Genomic DNA, 3,795 nt, shown 5'->3' on the forward strand with positions numbered 1-3,795 from the left:
GTCCGACACCGAGACCAACACCTACGTCGGTGACCGCACCGACCGTGCCGGCCACGGCTCCACCCAACCCCGCACCTGCACCGGCAGCACCGCCGAGGGCACCCTCCAGACCGGCACCAGCCTCGACCGCGCCACCGAGGGCGCCGTTCAGACGTGCTCCCACCTCGGAAGCGGCTCCCAGTGATCCGTTCAACGCTCCGTCTATGTCGGCATCCAGGTCGGTGACCGCACCGACCGTGCTGCCCAGTGCGCCGTCCAATTCCGCACCGACACCGGCCGCGCCGTCCACCGCACCTCCGAGGCCGGCAGCCAGGTCGGCCCCCACAGCGCCGGTGCTGTCGAGCGCGCCGCCGAGACCCGCACCTGCGCCGAGCGCACCGCCGAGGTTCGCACCAAGACCGGCCGCGCCATCGAGCGCACCACCCAGATCCGCGCCGACATCGGCGCCGGCACCCACCGCACCTCCGAGGACACCACCCAGATCCGCACCCACGTCACCGACGGCGCCCACCGCGCCACCGAGCGCACCTCCGGCACCGAGCGCACCATTCAACGCGCCGCCGAGATCCGCGCCCACGTCACCGATCGCGCCGACCGTGCCATCCAGGGCGCCGCCCAGGCCCGCACCCACATCACCGACAACTCCTGCCGCACCACCGAGACCGGCGCCCGCGTCTACCGCGCCGTTCAATGCACCGCCGAGGCCTGCACCCAGGTCGGCTGCCGCGCCGACGGTGCTGTCGAGAGCACCGTTCAGACCCGCGCCCGCACCGAGCGCACCGTTCAAGTCGGCACCCAAATCACCTGCGGCGCCTACGACTCCGTTCAGAGCTCCGTCGAGCCCCGTGCCGAGACCGGCCGCACCACCGAGTGCACCGTTCAGCCCTACCCCGAGACCGGCCGCAGCGTCCGCCGCACCACCGAGTGCACCGTTCAGCCCTACCCCGAGACCGGCCGCAGCGTCCGCCGCACCACCGAGCGCACCGTTCAGCCCTACCCCGAGACCGGCCGCAGCATCTGCCGCACCACCGAGCGCACCATTGAGTCCCACACCCAGACCGGCCGCAGCATCTGCCGCACCACCGAGCGCACCGGTCAGACCCACACCCAGACCGGCGGCAGCACCTGCCACACCATCGATGGCACCGTTCAGCCCCACACCGAGACCGGTGGCGGCACCGAGGGCACCACCCAGTGCGCCGTCGAGACCGGCGCCGAGGTCGGCCACCGCGCCGCCGGTTCCGTCGAGCGCGCCACCGAGACCAGCACCGGCACCGAGCGCACCGCCGAGACCAGCACCGAGACCCGCCGCGCCGTCCAGTGCACCGCCCAGTCCGGCATCGAGGTCCAGATCGACGTCGGCGCCGGTCGATCCGCCGAGACCGAGCGCGCCGCCGATGGTCGTGGTCAGGTCGGCGAGTGCGTTCAGACCCGCGTCGATCCCGGCGCCGATTCCCGCGCCCACCTGCAGACCCGCGTCGATGGCCGAGTCGAGGCCGACGCCGAGATCGAGGTCGAGACCGGTGTCTCCGTTCAGGCTGATGTCGGCGCCGGTCTGCGCGTCGGCGCCGAGTCCGATTCCGGCGTCGGCCGCGGCGACGGCACCGGCCGTGACCGCGGTGGCAGCGGCGGCGTTCCCGCCCGCCGCGACGATCGCGGACAGTTGGGAACCGCCGGCGACCAGCGCGGATTCGGCTACCATCGGGGCGACGGCGGCGATGTCTTCCGGTGTCACGGCCGCGAGTCCGGCGGCGACGAGGGCCTGCTCGGGGTTGGCGCAGTAGCCGAGCGCCGCTTCACGGTCGCGCAAAAGGCCGAGGATGAACTCGAGAATCGCATTGGGTGTCATCTGGAATCGTCTCCTGGGATCGGCGGACCGCTTCCATCCGCGGCAGTTGGAATACATTTCACGTTAGGGACCGAACTCGTTACGAGAAACGGGGTTCACCCCTATGGCTCACCTCGGCAACCCATTAGGGGCCGTCGCCGGATTAGGGGAATTTCCCCGTCTTTCCCCGGCCGTCGGTAACGGTTCTCAACCAGCAACCGACAGATCTGATGCGTCGGCGCGACACTCGGCGTTCGTGCAGGGACAACACAGCAGCGACCATCGGACCCACTGAATTCTCGAGCGAGGTTCACGAATGACAGAGCGTCTGGCGCTCGGCATCACTGTCGGGGCGTTGAATTCGGTCGCCGTGGCGACATCGGGGACCGTCGACGATGTCGACGTCGGCCCCGCCTACGGGGGCACCGTCCTGACCCATCCCAGCGTGCTGCGCCTCGGCGCCGATTCCGGCCCTGTTTTCGGGACGGCGGCGGGTCCGAGCAGTCGACATTCGAACGACATCGTGTTCGAAGGGTTCCTCGATCGCGTCGGCGATCCGGTCGATCTGCTCGCCGAGGACGGTTCCACCCATTCCGCGGCCGCACTGGTCGCCACCGCCGTGCGCTGCCTGGTCGACGAAACAGCCACGGCGACAGCACAAGCGCCGGAAGCGGTGATCGTCTGCCATCCCGCCTGGTGGTCGCGTCACACGGTGGACGTGCAACGCGGCGCGCTCCTCGCCGCCGACCTGCCCGAGGTGACCCTGATCCCGGAGCCGACCGCGGCGATGGGTTGGTTGGAGGCCGCGCACGGACGACTCGACGACGGCGCTGTCGTCGTCTACGACCTCGGCGCGACCGGGCTCACGATCTCGGTGATGCGCACCGGAGCGCACGCCGGTCCGCTCGCTACTCCCCTGCGAACAACCGACATCGCCGGTGCCGAATTCGACCTGCTGGTGATGCGCTACATTCTGGCTAATGCGCGGCAGGGAAATGAATTCGACCCGTTCGACCCGGTGATCGAAAGGGAATTGTCGGGTTTACGCACCGACTGCCGGAAAGCGAAAGAAGCGCTTTCCATAAATACTGCGACCGTTGTTACGGTCGGACTGGATCCCACCGTTCCCGGCGGCCAGCGGATCCGTCTCGTCCGCGACGAACTGGAGGAACTACTGCGGGCGCCACTGCTGGTCTCGCTGGATCTGATCCGTGACGCGGTCCACCGCACCGGACTCGGTATCGGCGATATCGGCCGGGTGCTGCTCACCGGCGGCGGCAGTTCGATCCCCCTGGTCGCCGAGTTGATCTCCACCGAGTTCGGCCTTCCGGTGGTCGCCGCGCCCGACCCCGCGCAGACGAGCGCGCGCGGCGCGGCCGCCCTGGCGACCGACCTGCTCACCGCCGAGGTGGCGACCACCCCGCACGGCTTCGTCGCCGACACCCCCACCGACGCATTGCCCGCCGCGGTCACGGCCGCCCGGCCCGCCACCGATCTCCAAGCCGACGCACTGCCCGTCGCGCCACCGGCCACGGGGATGACCACCAGGCGACGTGTCGCGATCGTCGCGGGCGCCGCGCTGGTCATGGGTCTGATCGGCGCCGGCACGCTCGCGATCGGCACCGGTCTCCCCGGAAGCCCGAATCAGCCCGCGTCCACCCAGCAGCAACAGGTGACGCCCGGTGAACAGGCGTCCGCGAACACGACCTCGAGCACCGACGGAACCGCGCCCGCGCAGCCCGCGGCGAATCCGGCCACTCCCGGTGCGCCGCAGGCGGGCAATCCGGCGGGCGGAACGGGATCCACCACGGGCGCGTCCCCCGGTAGCAGCACGGTCGGCGTCGTGAACGGTCAGAGCGCTCCCGCCCAGGCCGGACCCGCCCCCGCGGGCGGCCCGGCGACCGCGGCGACCCCCGAGAACGGAACGCCGCAGCAGGCGCAAGCGCCCCAGCCCGCGCCGCAACAAC

2 protein-coding genes are annotated in these 3,795 nt (G+C 70.9%); one reads left to right on the plus strand and one right to left on the minus strand.

Features of this window, described 5'->3' with window-relative positions; all coding sequences use genetic code 11:
* The coding region (locus JZ792_RS40825) for an IniB N-terminal domain-containing protein (protein ID WP_216918304.1) at positions 1–1,849 on the minus strand (1,849 nt) is incomplete at its 3' end.
* Between the two features lie 295 nt (positions 1,850–2,144).
* On the opposite strand from JZ792_RS40825, the gene JZ792_RS40830 reads away from it, so the two are divergent.
* A partial coding sequence (locus tag JZ792_RS40830) for an Hsp70 family protein (protein ID WP_216918305.1) occupies positions 2,145–3,795 on the plus strand: 1,651 nt, incomplete at its 3' end.

The sequence above is a fragment of the Nocardia noduli genome (assembly GCF_019038455.1).
Classification (GTDB): Bacteria; Actinomycetota; Actinomycetes; order Mycobacteriales; family Mycobacteriaceae; genus Nocardia; species Nocardia noduli.